This is a genomic window from Nocardioides sp. (genome assembly GCF_050699375.1).
Lineage (GTDB): Bacteria > Actinomycetota > Actinomycetes > Propionibacteriales > Nocardioidaceae > Nocardioides.
This window is the reverse complement of record NZ_JBOHDN010000336.1, coordinates 1-14,628: the sequence shown is the minus strand read 5'-3', so window position 1 is coordinate 14,628 and position 14,628 is coordinate 1. Positions and strand designations below refer to the sequence as shown.

16 protein-coding genes are annotated in these 14,628 nt (G+C 69.6%); 10 read left to right on the top strand and 6 right to left on the bottom strand.

All coding sequences use genetic code 11. The features are described from left to right. Nucleotides 1-72: 72 nt before the first annotated feature. Complete coding sequence (locus ACRDPS_RS22925) at nucleotides 73-1,800, bottom strand: AMP-dependent synthetase/ligase (RefSeq protein WP_431503977.1); 1,728 nt, start codon at nucleotides 1,798-1,800, stop codon at nucleotides 73-75. A gap of 285 nt (nucleotides 1,801-2,085) precedes the next feature. Here ACRDPS_RS22925 and ACRDPS_RS22920 point away from each other — a divergent pair, with 285 nt between their 5' ends. From ACRDPS_RS22920 to ACRDPS_RS22900, 5 genes are read left to right on the top strand one after another with little or no spacing between them, the layout of a single operon-like run. Beyond that, nucleotides 2,086-2,517 carry an SRPBCC family protein gene (locus ACRDPS_RS22920; RefSeq protein ID WP_431503976.1) on the top strand — a complete coding sequence of 144 codons (432 nt, stop codon included), beginning with the start codon at nucleotides 2,086-2,088 and terminating at the stop codon, nucleotides 2,515-2,517. A 13-nt stretch (nucleotides 2,518-2,530) separates the two neighbouring features. After that, on the top strand, nucleotides 2,531-3,799 hold the full coding sequence (locus tag ACRDPS_RS22915; RefSeq protein WP_431503975.1) for an ArsA family ATPase: 1,269 nt from the start codon (nucleotides 2,531-2,533) through the stop codon (nucleotides 3,797-3,799). Then, nucleotides 3,796-4,284, top strand: coding sequence for a hypothetical protein (locus tag ACRDPS_RS22910; protein WP_431503974.1), 489 nt, complete (start codon nucleotides 3,796-3,798; stop codon nucleotides 4,282-4,284). Before ACRDPS_RS22915 ends, ACRDPS_RS22910 begins: the two co-directional genes overlap by 4 nt. Nucleotides 4,285-4,287: 3 nt before the next feature. After that, nucleotides 4,288-5,232: an ROK family glucokinase gene (locus ACRDPS_RS22905; RefSeq protein WP_431503973.1), complete on the top strand. Its 945-nt coding sequence runs from the start codon at nucleotides 4,288-4,290 to the stop codon at nucleotides 5,230-5,232. 10 nt (nucleotides 5,233-5,242) lie between these two features. Next, nucleotides 5,243-6,199, top strand: coding sequence for an ROK family protein (locus ACRDPS_RS22900; RefSeq protein ID WP_431503972.1), 957 nt, complete (start codon nucleotides 5,243-5,245; stop codon nucleotides 6,197-6,199). Here ACRDPS_RS22900 and ACRDPS_RS22895 read toward each other — a convergent pair. Next, nucleotides 6,196-6,699: a hypothetical protein gene (locus ACRDPS_RS22895; RefSeq protein WP_431503971.1), complete on the bottom strand. Its 504-nt coding sequence runs from the start codon at nucleotides 6,697-6,699 to the stop codon at nucleotides 6,196-6,198. The genes ACRDPS_RS22900 and ACRDPS_RS22895 overlap by 4 nt on opposite strands. A gap of 98 nt (nucleotides 6,700-6,797) precedes the next feature. Between ACRDPS_RS22895 and ACRDPS_RS22890 the strand changes: the two genes are divergently transcribed. From ACRDPS_RS22890 to ACRDPS_RS22875, 4 genes are read left to right on the top strand one after another with little or no spacing between them, the layout of a single operon-like run. Next, nucleotides 6,798-7,577 carry a lysophospholipid acyltransferase family protein gene (locus ACRDPS_RS22890; protein ID WP_431503970.1) on the top strand — a complete coding sequence of 260 codons (780 nt, stop codon included), beginning with the start codon at nucleotides 6,798-6,800 and terminating at the stop codon, nucleotides 7,575-7,577. After that, a complete protein-coding gene (locus ACRDPS_RS22885) occupies nucleotides 7,556-8,074 on the top strand; it encodes a flavin reductase family protein (protein ID WP_431503978.1) in 519 nt (172 codons plus the stop codon). Before ACRDPS_RS22890 ends, ACRDPS_RS22885 begins: the two co-directional genes overlap by 22 nt. After that, a complete protein-coding gene (locus ACRDPS_RS22880; RefSeq protein WP_431503969.1) occupies nucleotides 8,071-8,937 on the top strand; it encodes an arylamine N-acetyltransferase family protein in 867 nt (288 codons plus the stop codon). Before ACRDPS_RS22885 ends, ACRDPS_RS22880 begins: the two co-directional genes overlap by 4 nt. Nucleotides 8,938-8,961: 24 nt before the next feature. Beyond that, entirely contained in the window at nucleotides 8,962-9,849 is an 888-nt protein-coding gene (locus ACRDPS_RS22875; RefSeq protein WP_431503968.1) for a hypothetical protein, read from the top strand. 4 nt (nucleotides 9,850-9,853) lie between these two features. On the opposite strand, the gene ACRDPS_RS22870 is transcribed toward ACRDPS_RS22875, so the two are convergent. Genes ACRDPS_RS22870 through ACRDPS_RS22855 form a run of 4 tightly spaced genes read right to left on the bottom strand, consistent with a single transcriptional unit; the run spans nucleotide 9,854 to nucleotide 12,956 of the window. Beyond that, complete coding sequence (locus ACRDPS_RS22870) at nucleotides 9,854-10,387, bottom strand: GNAT family N-acetyltransferase (RefSeq protein WP_431503967.1); 534 nt, start codon at nucleotides 10,385-10,387, stop codon at nucleotides 9,854-9,856. A 12-nt stretch (nucleotides 10,388-10,399) separates the two neighbouring features. Further along, on the bottom strand, nucleotides 10,400-10,636 hold the full coding sequence (locus ACRDPS_RS22865; protein WP_431503966.1) for a DivIVA domain-containing protein: 237 nt from the start codon (nucleotides 10,634-10,636) through the stop codon (nucleotides 10,400-10,402). Continuing rightward, nucleotides 10,633-12,117 carry an FGGY family carbohydrate kinase gene (locus ACRDPS_RS22860; protein WP_431503965.1) on the bottom strand — a complete coding sequence of 495 codons (1,485 nt, stop codon included), beginning with the start codon at nucleotides 12,115-12,117 and terminating at the stop codon, nucleotides 10,633-10,635. The genes ACRDPS_RS22865 and ACRDPS_RS22860 overlap by 4 nt, the downstream gene beginning before the upstream one ends. Further along, nucleotides 12,114-12,956 (bottom strand): DUF1028 domain-containing protein, encoded by an 843-nt coding sequence (locus tag ACRDPS_RS22855; RefSeq protein WP_431503964.1) that lies wholly within the window; start codon nucleotides 12,954-12,956, stop codon nucleotides 12,114-12,116. The genes ACRDPS_RS22860 and ACRDPS_RS22855 overlap by 4 nt, the downstream gene beginning before the upstream one ends. A 148-nt stretch (nucleotides 12,957-13,104) precedes the next feature. Between ACRDPS_RS22855 and ACRDPS_RS22850 the strand changes: the two genes are divergently transcribed. Beyond that, nucleotides 13,105-14,568 carry an APC family permease gene (locus ACRDPS_RS22850; RefSeq protein WP_431503963.1) on the top strand — a complete coding sequence of 488 codons (1,464 nt, stop codon included), beginning with the start codon at nucleotides 13,105-13,107 and terminating at the stop codon, nucleotides 14,566-14,568. The last annotated feature ends 60 nt before the right edge of the window (nucleotides 14,569-14,628 follow it).

The following is a 14,628-nucleotide window of genomic DNA, read 5'->3' as shown; positions in this document are numbered from 1 at the left end:
CTTCGCGAGGCACGGGGTCAGATGCGCCGACTCGGCACCACGAGATGCGCCGACTCGGCAACACGAGTTTACTTACTTGCTGTAGAGCGCCTCGACCTCGTGGCTGAACTCGCGCATGACGACGTTGCGCTTGAGCTTGAGGCTGGGGGTGAGCTGGCCACCCTCCTCGGTCCAGGAGTCGGCGAGGATCACGAACTTGCGGATCGACTCGGCCTTCGAGACGGCCTTGTTGGCGTCGTCGACGGCGCTCTGGATGACGGCGCGCAGGTCGTCGTCCTCGGTGAGGTCCTCGATGTCGCCGGACTTGCCGTTGGCCTCGGCCCAGGTCGGCAGGGCTTCGGGGTCGACGGTGACGAGCGCGCCGATGAACGGCTGGCCGTCACCTACCACGATGCACTGGTCGACGAGCACGTGGGCGCGCAGACGGTCCTCGAGGACGGCCGGGGCGACGTTCTTGCCGCCGGCGGTGACCAGGATCTCCTTCTTGCGGCCGGTGATCTTGACGAAGCCCTCGTCGTCGACCTCGCCGAGGTCGCCGGAGTGGAACCAGCCCTCGTCGGTCTTGGCCTCGGCGGTGGCCTTGGGGTTCTGCCAGTACTCCTTGAGCACCTGGCCACCCTTGAAGAGCAGCTCGCCGTCGTCGGCGACGCGCACGGAGGTGCCGGGCAGCGGCCGGCCGACGGTGCCGATCTTGAACGCCTCGGGCAGGTTGACCGTGAGCGCGGCGGTCGTCTCGGTGAGCCCGTAGCCCTCCAGGACGGTGACGCCGATGCCGCGGTAGAAGTGGCCGAGCCGGTCACCGAGCGGAGCACCACCGGAGACGGCGTAGGAGCAGTTGCCACCGAGCGCGGCGAGGAGCTTGCCGTAGACGAGCTTGGAGAACAGCTTGTGCTTGGCCGCCAGCAGGAATGGGGCCTTGCCGGTCTCGGTGGCGCGGGAGTATTCGATCGCGACCTCGGTCGCGGCGTCGAAGATGCGGCCCTTGCCGTCGGCGACGGCCTTCTGCGAGGCAGTGTTGTAGACCTTCTCGAACACTCGCGGCACGGCCAGCACGAAGGTCGGCTGGAAGGTGCCGAGGTCGGCGACGAGGTTCTTGATGTCGGGGGTGTGGCCCAGACGGGTGCGCGACTTGATGCAGCCGATCTGGATGATCCGCGCGAAGACGTGCGCGAGCGGCAGGAACAGCAGCGTGCTGCGGCCCTCGATGCTGAACAGGCCGTCGAGCGAGTCGACGACGACCTCGAGCTCGAACATGAAGTTGCCGTGGGTCAGCACGCAGCCCTTCGGGCGACCCGTGGTGCCGGAGGTGTAGATCAGCGTCGCGGCGTCGTCGGGGGTCACCGCGCTGCGGCGGGCCTCGAGCTGCTCGTCGGTGACGTCGGTGCCGAGCTTGACCAGCAGCTCGACGGCGTTGTCGTTGATCGACCAGACGCTGTTGAGCTCGACGCAGCCTTCACGGGCCTCGCTGATGCGAGCCATGTGGCTGGGCTCCTCGGCGACGACCGCGACGGCCGCGGAGTCCTTGAGGATCCACTCGATCTGCTCGGCCGAGGAGGTCTCGTAGATCGGCACGGTGGTCGCGCCGGCGAACCAGATCGCGTAGTCGATCAGCGTCCACTCATAGCGAGTCTTCGAGAGCAGCGCGACCCGGTCCCCAGCGCCGACACCCGCCGCGATCAGGCCCTTGGCGACCGAGGACACCTCGGCGAGGAACTCGCTCGCGGTGACGTCGGCCCAGGTGCCGTCGGCGCCTGGGCGGCTGAGAACGGCGACGTCGGGCGCCTCAGTGGCGTTGCGCACGACATCGTCGCTCAAGCTGCCGGTGGGGGGAACGACGTATGTCGCGGGCGTGGAGAACTCGCGCACTAGGGCCTCCGCATACTGATGGTAGGTGGGTACCGGCCGCAGGTTACCCCCGTCACAGCCGGACCATTTCACCGGGATGCTATCCGGTACGCTCCGTGATCACTCATACGATGGCTTCCGGGGCCACTCCGGTGACCCTCTGAGTGTAGAACCGCCAACTGGAGTTACCCCGGACACATCTGCTCGCATCATGAGCCGGACTGAGTGAGGACACCACCGATGGCCGATCAGACCACCTCGACGATCGTGATCGAGGCCACCCCCTCGGCAGTGATGGCGGTGATCGCTGACTTCAAGTCCTACCCGGTCTGGGCGAAGGGCATGCAGGAGGTCAGCGTCGTCGAGACCGGTGTCGACGGGCGGGCCGAGGAGGTTCGGTTCGTGCTCGACGTCGCGCCGATCAAGGACGAGTACACCCTGGCGTACGACTGGGACGACGACCGCCAGGTGACCTGGTCCCTGGTCAAGGGCAACCTGCTCCGCTCGATGGACGGCGCCTATGTGCTGCGCGACCTGGGCGGCCGGACCGAGGTCACCTACCGGCTCGCGCTCGACCTGAGCATCCCGTTGATCGGCATGCTCAAGCGCAAGGGCGAGAAGGTGCTGATCGACACCGCGCTGCGAGGCCTCAAGCAGAGGGTCGAGAAGTAGAGGGCATGACCTCGTGAGAATCCTCCTCTTCACCGGCAAGGGCGGCGTCGGCAAGTCGACCGTCTCGGCCGGCACCGCGGCGATGGCCGCCGCCCGCGGCATGCGCACCCTCGTTCTCTCCACCGACGCCGCTCATTCACTGGGCGACGCCTTCGGGATCGTGGATGGACAGGGCTCAGGGGGACACAACGAGCGGATGCTGGGCCCCGAGCCCGAAAAGGTCGCCGAGAACCTGTACATCCAGCACGTCGACGCCCAGCGCCGCTTCGAGCAGTCCTGGGCGGAGGTGCAGGGCTACCTGCTGACCGTCCTCGACACCATCGGAGTGGACCGGATCGCGGCCGAGGAGCTGACCATCATCCCCGGGGCAGAGGAGGTCTTCGCGCTGCTGGAGCTGCGGCGGATGGCGTCGTCGGGGGAGTGGGACATGATCGTGGTCGACTGCGCTCCGACCGCCGAGACCCTGCGTCTGCTCGCCCTGCCCGAGGCCCTGGGCTGGTATCTCGAGCGCATCCTCCCGGTCCAGCGCAAGATGGTGAAGGCGCTCAAGCCGGTGCTCACCAAGGCAGCCGGCGTGCCCATGCCCGGCGACTCCGTCTTCGACGCGATGGTCCGGCTCCACGACGAGCTCGCGGACGTACGCGCCCTGCTGTCGGGTCCGGAGGCGTCCGTACGCATCGTGCTGACCCCCGAGCGGGTCGTGCTCGCCGAGGCGCGGCGGTCGTGGACGACGCTGTCCCTCTACGGCTACCGCGTCGACGGTGTCGTCGCCAACCGGATCTTCCCCGCCGGTGGCTCCGACGACTGGCGCGCGGGCTGGGTCAAGGCTCAGGACGACGTCCTCGCCGACGTCGGCGCGTCCTTCGAGGGACTGCCCGTGTGGCGCTCCTTCTACCGGCCGACCGAGCCCGTGGGCGTACCGGATCTGCGGGAGGTGGCCGAGGCCGCGTACGCATGGAGCGGCAGCATCGACGCGCTCGCTGTCCCCGACGCGGTCGCGCCGTTCCGGGTCGACAAGGACGGCGACGATGGCACCGCCGTGGTCCATCTGGCGCTCCCAGGCGTGGCCAGGTGGGTGGGCCGGGAGCAGGTGCAGCTCGGGCGCAACGGCGACGAGCTGGCGATCACCGTGGGCGCCTACCGGCGTCTGCTGACCCTGCCGGCCGCACTTGCCCGGCTGAACGTCAGCGGGGCGCGGGTCGAGGGTGGGGAGCTGCGGGTACGGTTCACCCGCCAGGAGACGCGTCCCGAGACAGAGACCAGCGAGAGCGAGATGCCGTGAGCGAGCAACGCCACGAGTGGGCGGAGGAGCCGTTGGGCACCACCGCCGAAGAGCTGGCCCGGCTGATGGAGGCGATCGGCGACTGGGCCAAGGACTCCAAGGACGGTGCCGGTGCGGCCGCGGGCGGGTTCACGCACACACTGACGGGGATCGCCGGGCATGCCTCCGACCTGGCCGGCAGGTTCGCCGAGGAGTTCGGCGAGCATGTCGACACCGGCGCACCGGAGTGCACCTACTGCCCGCTGTGCCGTACCGTTCACGTAATCCGGGAGTCGAGCCCGGAGGTAAAGGTGCACCTGGCCAGTGCCGCCGCATCGTTGATGCAGGCCGCGACCACGGTGCTCAACGCGGCGGCCGCAGGCCCCGGTGCTGGTTCTGGTTCTGGTGAAGGCGAGGATGCTCACGGTGATGGCGTGCGGGCTGAGGACGACGCGGCACAGCGTTCTACGAGGGTCGACCGGATCGATCTCGATGGTTGGAGCTGAGGGATGAAGAAGCTCGCGTGCGGCGTGGACGTCGGCGGGACGAAGATCCTCGGCGGTGTCGTCGACCATGACGGCAACATCATCGAGGACCACCGCGTCGAGTCACCGGCCAAGCACCCGGAGGCGATCGAGGCCGCCATCGTCGAGGTGGTGGCCGAGCTCAAGTCGCGCCACTCGATCGAGTGCGTCGGCATCGGCGCCGCCGGCTACATCGACAAGGACCGCTCGACGGTCCTGTTCGCGCCCAACATCGCCTGGCGCGACGTGCCGCTCAAGGAGCGCCTGGAGAAGGTCCTCGACCTGCCGGTCGTGATCGAGAACGACGCCAACGCGGCCGCGTGGGGCGAGTTCGAGTACGGCGCGGGCGCCGAGGTCGACAACATGATGCTGGTGACCGTCGGTACCGGTGTCGGCGGCGGTCTGGTGCTCGAGGGCGAGCTCTACCGCGGCGCCTTCGGCGTCGGCGCCGAGATCGGCCACATGCGCGTCGTCCCCAACGGTCATCTGTGCGGCTGCGGCAACCGCGGTTGCTGGGAGCAGTACGCCTCGGGCTCGGCCCTGGTGCGCAACGTCCGCGGCGCCGCCCGCGGCGGGTCCCTGCTGGCCCGCGAGGTCCTGGACCGCGCCGAGGGCGACCTGGAGAAGATCAAGGGCCCGCTGATCACCGAGGCGGCCCGCGACGGCGACGCCTTCGCGATCGAGGCGCTGACCGACCTGGGCATCTGGCTGGGCGAGGGGATCGCGTCGATCGCGGCCGTGCTGGACCCCGCCGTGGTCGCCATCGGCGGGGGAGTGGCCGAGGCCGAAGATCTGCTGCTGGGACCCGCTCGGCGTGCCTTCGAGGCGCAGCTGACGGGCCGTGGACACCGGCCGATGCTCGACATCCGCAAGGCGACGCTTGGCAACGAGGCGGGGTTGATCGGCGCGGCGGACCTGGCGCGCAAGTGAGCCGGGTCCAGTGAGCCTGCACATCGGTGTCGACATCGGTGGCACCAAGGTGCTCGCGGCCGAGGTCTCGGAGACCGGTGAGGTGCTCCGCACCGCTCGACGCAGCACCCCCGGACGCCGGGTCGAGCTCGAGCTGGTCGAGGACGCGCTGACCGAGGCGGTCACCGAGGTCGCCGCGGGCCGGCCGGTCGCCGGTGTCGGGCTGGCGGCCGCGGGTTTCGTCGACGCGGCCGGGGAGCGGGTCATGTTCGCCCCGCACCTGCCCTGGCGCGGCGAGCCGACGCTGACCCGGCTGTCCACACGCTGGGGCACCCGGGTAGCGCTCGACAACGACGCCAACTGCGCCGCGCTGGCCGAGCTGGAGCTCGGCGCTGCCCGCGGCGTCGACTCGGCCCTGCTGATCACGCTCGGCACCGGGATCGGTGGCGCCGTGATCCTCGGTGGCCGCGTGGTTCGCGGCCGCAACGGCATGGCCGGCGAGTTCGGCCACATGCAGGTCGTGCCCGGCGGGCTGCCGTGCGAGTGCGGCCTGACCGGCTGCTGGGAGCAGTACTCCTCCGGCAACGCGCTGGTCGCCTTCGTGCGCGCCCGCGTGGAGACCGAGGAGTACGCCGGCTCCGCGCTCGACGAGCTGGCCGCGGGCGACCCGATGAAGATCACGGGCCCGGCGGTCACCGCCGCCGCGATCCGTGGCGATGAGCTTGCTCTGGCCGCGTACGAGGCGGTGGGGTCGTGGCTGGGCGTCGGGATGGCCGGCCTGGTGGCCGCCTTCGACCCCGAGCTGTTGGTCGTCGGTGGGGGCGTCTCCACGGTCGGCGACCTCCTGCTGGCGCCGGCACGTACGGCGCTGGAGGCGTCTCTCGTCGGACGCCACCATCGTGAGGTGCCGGAGATCGTGCCGACCGCCTTCGGAGCCGAGGCCGGGGTCGTGGGGGCGGCAGCGCTCGCGCGCGGGCTCGGTCGCTAGACCCGAGCGCCGTCGTCCCAGGGGTCGCGGGGCTCGGAAGGCATGGTCACGAGCAGGTAGACGAAGCCGGCCAGGAAGGCCGCGACCAGGCCACCGATGACCCAGCTGCTGAAGCTGCGGCCGGCCACCTGGGTGACCACGATCAGGGCCAGCACTGCGACCGGGGCGCCGAGCACGCCGATCCAGGCGAGCAACCGTGCCGGGGTGGGCTTCGGCAGCGGCGGCGGAGGCGGAGGGACGTAGCCCTCGTCGTCGCCGCGCCACATGTCCTCGTACGCGTCCGGCTCCTCGGCCGGCTCGACGATGTCGATCTTCTGCTCGAAGAGGCCTCCCGAGACGGGCGACTCGTCGAGGGCGGGGCGGTCGCCGTAGTTCTCGACGATCGCGCGCCAGGCTTCCTCGTCCGACGGCGCGGGCCCAGAGGCCCCATCCTTCGACGGCTCGGAGGCCTCCTCGGAGGCCCCGGTCGCGTCCTCGGGCCGGTCGTCTCGGTCGCTCACCCTTCCAGCCTACCGGGATCTCATGACAGGGTGCGCGAGTAGAAGTACCTGTCTCGATATAGGCTGACCGGTCGAAGACAAATACGGAAGGCGATGGGGTGTCGACGAAGCTCTTCTACTCGTTCCTGAAGTGGGTCGCGATCGGGCCCATCCTGCGAGCGATTTTCCGCCCGTCCTATGAGGGCGCGGACAACATCCCTCGCAAGGGACAGGCGATCCTGGCCAGCAACCACCTCTCCTACGCCGACTGGCTCTTCATGCCGCTCGGCATGAAGCGGATGGTGCGGTTCGTGGCCAAGGCGGAGTACTTCACCGGAACCGGCCTCAAGGGCTTCCTGCAGAGGACGTTCTTCTCGGGCACCGGCAACGTGCCGATCGACCGGACCGGCGCCACCGCCGCCGAGGGCGCGCTGATCGCCGCCAAGCGGGTCCTGGGCGAGGGCGAGCTCTTCGGGATCTACCCCGAGGGCACCCGCTCCCACGACGGCAAGCTCTACCGGGGACGTACGGGTATCGCTCGGCTGGCCCTGGACACCGGTGCGCCGGTGATCCCGGTGGCGGTCATCGGCACCGACGTGATCGCGCCACCGGGGAAGAAGTTCGGCAGGATCGTGCAGCCGAGGATCATCTACGGCAAGCCGCTGGACTTCTCGCGCTATGACGGCATGGCCAACGACCGCTACATCCTGCGTGCGATCACCGACGAGATCGTCTACGAGATCCTGAAGCTCTCCGGCCAGGAGTACGTCGACCTGTACGCCACGGAGGCCAAGAAGCTGGCCGACGAGGCGAAGGCCGCCAAGAAGGGCCTGAAGACCTCGAGGAAGGCGTCCAAGAAGGCCGCCGCCAAGACCGGATCTACCAAGGACGTAGCCTGACGATCCACTCCTCCCACCCGTTCCCGGCACCGGAGGACCCGGTTCGCCGGCTGCGTGGTCGTCTGGGTGGGCGGGTGTCGCTGTGGACCTCGGGCTCTGCCGGTTCCTGGGCCGGTCTGACGGTCTCCTCGATGATGGTCGCCAACGGGTCTCCGGGCGCCGTGCTGGGTCTGCTCGACCCCGACTCGGATCTTCGCGACGAGCTCGAGGAGACCGGGTCCGGCGTGGTGTCGTTGCTGCACTGGCGCCACCGCGACCTCTCCGAGGCGTTCGGCGGCACCGCTCCCGCGCCCGGCGGCGCCTTCCGCACCGGCACCTGGGTCGAGACCGAGTTCGGCCGTCGGCTCGCCGACGCGCCGACCTGGGCGGGTGTACGCCTGGTCTCCATGACCGAGGTCGGCTGGTCGGTCCTGGCCACCTGCGAGATCGTGACGCTCGAGGTCGGGGACGACGAGGATCCCCTGATGCACCGGCACGGGCGGCTGGACCGGCCATGACGGGACCGATGACGGGACCGGCGATCGAGGGGTATCTGCGACGGCTCGGCGTCGAGGGGCGGCCGGGGGCGACGTACGAGACGCTTGTCGATCTCCATCGGCGCCATCTGGACACGCTTCCCTACGACAACCTCTCGATCATGCTCGCCGCCATCGGGCTGGCCGAGGCGCCACACTCCGTCGATCCCGTGGAGACGCTCGAGCGGGTCGCCGAGGGAGGCAACGCGGGCTACTGCTTCCACCACAACGGGCTGGTCTCGCTGGTGCTGGAGGAGCTGGGTTTCGACGTCGTACGCCGCCCCGGACAGCTGATCGAGACGACCGGGCCGAGCGGCGAGCTGGACCATCTCGCCCTCGAGGTGCGTGGGCTCCCGACTCCCGAGAACCCGGGCGGTCGATGGTGGCCGGACCTCGGGTTCGGTGACGCCTTCCGGGAGCCGTTGCCGCTGGTCGACGGGCACTTCCGGCAGAGCGGCTTCACCTACCGGCTGGTGCGGGTGGGGGAGAAGGGGTGGACCTTCCACCACGACCCGGCGGGCTCCTTCCACGGCAACCTCGTCCGCGGCGAGATCGGGCAGGGCGAGGTCGCGGCAAGACATCCGGCTCTCTCGACGCCGCCCGGTCCCTACACGAGCAAGCTGGTCGTGCAGCGCCGTGACGAGACCGGCGCCGACACGGTCCGCTCGGTCCGGCACACCAGGATCGGTGCGGGCGCCCGCACGCGCGAGCTGCGGGACTTCGAGGAGTGGCGCTCGGTGCTGGTGGGGATGGGGCTCTCCCTCGCCGGGATCGAGGAGGACGCGCTGCGCGAGCTCCACGAGCGACAGGCCACGGACTACGACGACTGGCTGCTGACGCGCTGAGGCGGATGACTCTACGATGCAACGGTGGCTGATGACCTGCTTGCTGATGCGGCCGAGCTCTACGGCCTGCCGCTGGCCGACTTCACCCCGAGGCGCGACGCGCGGGCCAAGGCGCTGAAGGGCACCGACCTCGCTGGTCCGGTGAAGGCGCTGAAGAAGCCGTCGACGGCGGCGTGGGTCGTGAACCTGCTGGTGCGCTATGAGACCGAGCAGGTGGAGCAGGTGATCTCGGTCGGGGCTCTGCTTCGCGAGGCGCAGACCGGGATGGACTCCGCTCAGCTGCGTGAGCTCACCAAGCAGCGCCGCCAGCTCACCGCCGCCGTCACCACTCGTGCGCGTGGGCTCGCCCGCGAGCACGGCCTGCGCGTGACCGAGGCGGTCGCGACCCAGGTCGAGGGCACGCTCACCGCGGCCATGATCGACGCCGACGCCGCCAAGGCCGTACGCAGCGGCCTGCTGGTCTCGGCTCTCTCGGCCACCGGGATAGATGCCGTGGACGCGGCCGGCGCCGTCGCGGTGCCGGAGGCGTTGGGCTTCGAGGTCTCTGAGGTCGTCCCGCCGCCGCCCGAGCCGCTCCGAGCCGTACCCGACCTCCCCGACACCGCGGCCCTGGACGAGGCCCGCGAGGCGCTCGCGGAGGCGGAGTCCGCCCTGTCCGCGGCCGAGAAGGGACGTGACCGGGCCACGGCCGAGTTCGAGAAGGTGGAGGCCCGACTCCTTCAGGTGAGGTCGGAGATCGAGGACGTACGCCGCCGCCTGGCCGATCTGGAGGAGACTGCTCTCGAGGTCGACGACCAGATCGCCGAGGCGGAGGACGCGCGCGACGCCGCGGAGTCCTCGGTCGCCGAGAGGGTTACCGCCCGCGACGATGCGGCCGCCGAGGTTCAGCGGCTCGAGGACGCCGACCGCTGAGCGGTCAGAGCTGGATGCTCTTCCGCATCCGGACCAGCGGGACGGGCGCGCCGCCGCGGTCGTCGGCGATCCACTCGACCGGCTCGAAGCCGTAGGTCCGATAGAGCGGCTCTCCCGAGAGGGTGCCCATCAGTTCCAGGCTGGTGAAGCCCTCCGCGGCCGCCGCTCGCTCGCACAGCTCCAGGATCAGGCGCCCGACGCCTCGTCGTGCGTAGTCGGGGTTGGTGTACATCGCTCGTACGCGCGCCGGGTCATGGGCGGGGTCCAGCGGAGCGGGCTCACGGCCGGGGGTGTGGTCGCCTCCGTACAGCGTCGCCCGTCGGCTCCAGCCTCCGCAGCCGGCGATCTCGTGGTTCTCCTCGACGACGAAGTAGGTGCCGTCCTCGATCAGCTGGGTGTCGATGCCCATCACCGTCCGGCTCGACCGGATCTGTTCCGGGGTCAGGAAGCCGCGCTGGAGGTCGGCGATCGCCTTGTCCATGATCGCTGTCAACGCTGCGATGTCCGCAGCGGTCGCGATGCGGTGGGTGAACGGCACGGGATGAGTCCTTCAGACCACGATCGTGGCCAGGAACGCGTCGACCTCGTCGATGGCGTAGCCGGGCCGGATCCGGGTCGTGCGCAGCGAGTACGCGGCGACGACGGTGGCCAAGCGGTCTCCGGCGAGCGCGGCGGTCTCGAGGGCTTCGAGGAGCTCGTCGACCTGGTTCATGTCGTAGCCCCGGTGAAAGGTGACCGAGGTGAACCGTGCGTTGCGGATCCGGTCCGCGACCTCCTGCGGCGTCATGCCCAGCCCTTCGAACGCGTGACCGCCTCGTTCCAGGACGCGTACGCCGCGTCGGCCGCGGCGCGACGGGACTCGTCGGGAGTAAAGGTGCGGTCCAGCGCCCACGTCTCCCGGATCTGGTCGAAGCCGTCCCACACACCGACCCCGAGGCCGGCGAGGAACGCGGCGCCCAGACCGGTGGTCTCGACGTGGCGGGGCCGGGAGACCTCGACGCCGAGCTGGTCGGCCTGGAGCTGGCAGAGCAGGTCGTTGGCCGCCGCGCCACCGTCGACGTTGAGGGAGGCGACGGGGGTGGGCATGGTCGCCATCACGTCACGCACCTCGAAGGTGATCGCCTCAAGGGTGGCCCGCACGATGTGGGCGCGGGTGGTGCCGCGGGTGATGCCGATGATCGTGCCCCGGGCGTCGGGGTCCCAGTGGGGAGCGCCCAGGCCGGTCAGCGCGGGCACGAACACGACCCCCTCGGACGAGCTGACCGTCTTGGCCAGGGCAGCGGTCTCGGCGGCCGAGCCGATGATCTGCAGGCCGTCGCGCAGCCACTGCACCGCGGCTCCGGTGACGAAGATCGAGCCCTCCAGGACGTACGTCATCTCGCCACCGGGCGCCATCCAGCCCGGCGAGGTGAGCAGGCCCGAATCGGAGCGCTGTGGTGTGCTGCCGGTGTTGGTCAGCACGAACGATCCGGTGCCGTAGGTGCACTTGGAGTCGCCGACCTCGAACGCGGCCTGCCCGAACAGGGCGGCCTGCTGGTCACCGGCGACCCCGGCGATGGGCAGCGACAGGTCCAGGAACGAGCGCGGATCGGTCACCACGCCCTCGCCCCAGTTGGGCCCGATCTCGGGCAGTGCGTCGCGGGGCACGCCGAAGAGCGAGCAGAGCTCGTCGGACCAGTCGTTGGCGCCGATGTCGAACAGCAACGTGCGCGACGCGTTCGACACGTCGGAGACGTGGTGGAGACCGCGCGTCATCCGGGCGATCAGGTAGGAGTCGACCGTCCCGATCGCATACCGGCCCGACTCCACGTGTGCCCAGGTGTGGGGCTCGTTCTCACGGATCCAGGCCAGCTTGGTCGCGGTGAAGTAGGGGTCCAGGCGGAGGCCGGTCAGCTCCCGGACGCGGGCGTCGTGGGCCGCCATCGAGGCGCACATCGAGGTCGTACGACGGTCCTGCCACACGATCGCGCGACGCGGCGAGCCCAGCGTCTCCCGGTCCCACAGCACGACCGTCTCGCGTTGGTTGGTGATGCCGATGCCGACCAGGTCGCTGTGCCCGCCCGAGTGGGCGCCGTAGGCCGCCAGCGCGGTGCGGCAGGCCTCCAGGGTGGCCTGCCAGATGCCCTCGGGCACGTGCTCGACCCAGCCGGGCTGGGGGAAGTGCTGGTCGAACTCCTCATACCCGCGGGCCGCGATCTCGCCCTTCTCCGTGACGATCAGCGCGGTGACGCCGGTGGTGCCGGCGTCGATGGCGAGGATCCCGCTCATTCGGCGCCCCGCACGATGTCGAGGATGCGCTGGTCGATCCAGGAAACGTCGTCGGCGACCCGCATCTCGTAGTTCTGGGTGGCCGCCCAGGTGTAGAAGTCCTTGGAGCCGTACGCAGCGGCGAAGGTCGCCAGTTCGGCGTCGATCTCGGGGCCGACCGGCACCTTCTCGGCCTCGGAGGGTGCGGTCAGGTAGAAGTCGTTGAGGTCGAGGAGCCGGGTCAGCTCGGTGACCGGGTCGGTGTGGTCGTCGACACGGAGATCGGCGGCGATGTCGTCGTTGCCCCCGTAGCCGGCCTCCTCGCGTACGACCAGGATCGCCGCGCTCTGGCGGCCTCGGCTGTCGCCGCCCGCCTTGTCGCCCGCGGCCAGCGCGGCCAGGAGACGACGCTGCAGCGGCGCCTCGGGCGAGGAGGCCAGCCAGGCCGCCTCCATCTCCTCGACCACCTCGGGCCCGGTGAGGATGTTGCCCTGGATGGCGTAGCCGCCGTCGTCGGTGGAGCCGGTGCGCGAGCCCGCCCAGTCGAGGCAGGATGAGCCGGTGTGGGAGGCCGCGGTGCCGTCGACGTCGACGATCCCGACCTGGCGGTGGTCGCGGCCCGGGTCCTCCTCCAGGAGGCGCTCGAGCGCGACCGACGCGGTCGCACCCTCGTCGAGATGGGCCAGCGCGAGGCCCTTGTAGGCGACGTTCGCCTCCGCTTGCGTGGCGATCGCGCCGACTCCCGCCACCGCTGCCGGAACCGCGGATCCGACGGCCAGGAACTTCGAGGCGACCGCCACACCCCAGGTGGGCTCTCCGGTGGCTGGATCGACCGACTTTGCAACGATGGAGAACGTCATGGCAGCGACCCTAGCGGTGAATTTTCCCCCGGTTACGGCGTGTTTACGAATTGTCGTACACCTAACGCCGCCGGTGGGCTTTGATATAGGGATCCCTTCATCCCTTTTCGAAACTATGTTTCGATCCTGACCAGGAAGGACTCTCACCATGACAACCCTGGCAAAAGATGAGACCCCTGAGCTGAAACGAGTGATGGGGCCCTGGCTCCTGTTGCTCTTCATCGTCGGAGACATCCTCGGTGCCGGTGTCTACGCCGTCACCGGGACCATGGCCGGCTACGTCGGCGGCATGCTCTGGCTGCCGTTCCTGCTCGCCTTCATCGTCGCCACGATGACGGCGTACTCCTACCTCGAGCTGGTGACGAAGTACCCGAGCGCGGCGGGCGCCGCCCTCTATACGCACAAGGCGTTCGGGATCCACTTCCTCACCTTCATCGTGGCCTTCGCCGTCGCCTGCTCGGGCATCACCAGCGCCTCGACATCGGCGACCACCCTGGCGCAGAACTTCTTCGGTGGCCTGGAGATCAACGGCTGGATGGACGCCCCCAGCAGCGGCGTCATCACCGCGCTCGCGATGGCCTTCATGGTCCTGCTCGCACTGATCAACCTGCGCGGCGTCGGCGAGAGCGTGAAGTTCAACATCATCCTGACCGCGGTCGAGATGGTCGCGCTGTGCATGGTGATCGGTGTCGGGTTCTACGTCATCGCTCAGGGCAAGGCGGACATGGCGGAGCTGGTCTCCTTCGACGACTACCAGAACATGGGGGTCGTCTTCGCCGTCACGGCCGCCACCTCCGTCGCGTTCTTCGCGATGGTCGGGTTCGAGGACGCCGTCAACATGGTCGAGGAGACCAAGGAGCCGGAGCGGATCTTCCCGCGTACGATGCTGATGGGCCTGGGCGCGGCCGCGCTGCTCTACATCCTGGTCGCGATCTCGGTGGTCAGCGTGCTCTCCCCGGGAGAGCTCGAGAACATCCGTGAGTCCGAGGGCCGGGCGTTGCTCGAGGTCGTCGGCAAGGGTGCTCCCGACTTCCCGATCGACAAGATCTTCCCGTTCCTCGCCGTCTTCGCTGTCGCCAACACGGCGCTGATCAACATGCTGATGGCGAGCCGGCTCGTCTACGGCATGGCCAGGCAGCGGGTGCTGCCGAAGCAGCTGGGTGCGGTCCTGCCCGGCCGCCGGACGCCCTACATCGCGATCGCGTTCACCACGATCCTCGCCCTCGCGCTGATCTGGTACGTCTCCAGCGACCCGGACAGCAACATCGTCTCCAACCTCGGCAGCACGACCGCGCTGCTCCTGCTGTGCGTCTTCGCGGTGGTCAACATCGCCGCCATCGTGCTGCGCAACCGGCGCCCGGAGACGGACAAGACGTTCTTCACCGCACCCAAGTGGCTGCCCTACCTCGCGGCGGTGCTGTGCCTCTACCTGGCCGGCCCGTGGGTCGACCGCGACGGGCTCGTCTACGAGATCGCCGGCGGCCTGATGCTGATCGGTGTCGTCCTGTGGGCGATCACCTGGCTCATCAACAAGTTCCTCAACAAGGACGACGAGCCGCCGCACTTCAGCGACATCGAGCACATGGACGTGAACCCGGACGACGACAAGTAGTCCTCCGCTCGACCCTCGGGGCCGGCGTACGTCGACTTCTGACGTACGCCGGCCCCGCCG

What these genes read in the sequence shown, in the direction of transcription:
- ACRDPS_RS22860 (WP_431503965.1), bottom strand. Translation starts at nt 12,117, where the DNA reads ATGAGCGGGATCCTCGCCATCGACGCCGGCACCACCGGCGTCACCGCG.
- ACRDPS_RS22850 (WP_431503963.1), top strand. Translation starts at nt 13,105, where the DNA reads ATGACAACCCTGGCAAAAGATGAGACCCCTGAGCTGAAACGAGTGATG.
- ACRDPS_RS22865 (WP_431503966.1), bottom strand. Translation starts at nt 10,636, where the DNA reads ATGACGCCGCAGGAGGTCGCGGACCGGATCCGCAACGCACGGTTCACC.
- ACRDPS_RS22855 (WP_431503964.1), bottom strand. Translation starts at nt 12,956, where the DNA reads ATGACGTTCTCCATCGTTGCAAAGTCGGTCGATCCAGCCACCGGAGAG.
- ACRDPS_RS22920 (WP_431503976.1), top strand. Translation starts at nt 2,086, where the DNA reads ATGGCCGATCAGACCACCTCGACGATCGTGATCGAGGCCACCCCCTCG.
- ACRDPS_RS22905 (WP_431503973.1), top strand. Translation starts at nt 4,288, where the DNA reads ATGAAGAAGCTCGCGTGCGGCGTGGACGTCGGCGGGACGAAGATCCTC.
- ACRDPS_RS22880 (WP_431503969.1), top strand. Translation starts at nt 8,071, where the DNA reads ATGACGGGACCGATGACGGGACCGGCGATCGAGGGGTATCTGCGACGG.